The organism is Paenibacillus sp. MZ03-122A (assembly GCF_024213325.1).
GTDB lineage: Bacteria > Bacillota > Bacilli > Paenibacillales > Paenibacillaceae > Paenibacillus > Paenibacillus polymyxa_B.
In genome coordinates, this window is sequence record NZ_JANAVI010000052.1 from 1 (window position 1) to 833 (window position 833).

The 833-nt window shown below is 48.9% G+C and carries 1 protein-coding gene; it reads right to left on the reverse strand.

The genetic code is table 11. From position 1 onward, the window contains the following. Nucleotides 1-47 precede the first annotated feature (47 nt). A partial coding sequence (locus tag NLX74_RS25500) for an IS3 family transposase (RefSeq protein ID WP_254330933.1) occupies nucleotides 48-833 on the reverse strand: 786 nt, incomplete at its 5' end.

The window sequence follows — 833 nt, forward strand, 5'->3', positions numbered from 1 at the left end:
GGGACTGACCCCCGTTTGTGAGACAGGGATCAAAACACCTTTCAAGTTTAAGCAGCCAGTCGCCTGTAATCTACCGGCGACTGGTTATTTAGTTTCGTTTGAATCCGAATTGAGTTATAGTAGGTGACGTAGTCTCGAACGGTCTGTACAACGATTGCAGTCGTTGTACAGACGAGATCTTCGAGGTAGAACGTTTCAGACTTTAGTGTGGAATGAAACGATTCGATGGGGGCATTATCAGCGGGCGTTCCTTTTCGGGACATGCTCATGGTAATGCCTTTTCCCTTTACTGCAGCTTGATAAGCCTGTGACGTATATACGCTTCCTTGGTCGCTATGAAGCAGCATGTTTGTCCGTTTTGGAAGTTGATTCAGCGTATCCAAAACCAAGGACGTGTCTTGCTTGTCCGCTATACTGTAAGCCACAATCTCCCCATTGTACAGATCTAGAATGCTAGAGAAGTACAACATTTTTCCGCCAAACGGTAAATAGGTGATGTCCGTGACGAGCTTTTGCAGGGGCGCCTCTGCATGGAATTGCCGCTTCAGCAGATTTTCTGCCGGATAAGCGGGCTGCCCAGTGATCTTTCGTTTTTTCATCCTCACGCGGCACTGTAACCCCTCACGCTGCATAATCCGCTGAACCCGTTTGTGATTCATTCTTTGCTCTGCCCGAAGGAGTGCGGTGATTTTCCGGTAACCATACCGAAATTTATGATGGATGCAAAGCCCCCGGATTTTCTCCACCGTAGCATCTGTGTGCTCTGTCTTCACGGCTGCTTTCCAGCGGTAGTAGGTCGCTCTTGCGATCCCGAGCCATGTACAAGCCTCAGA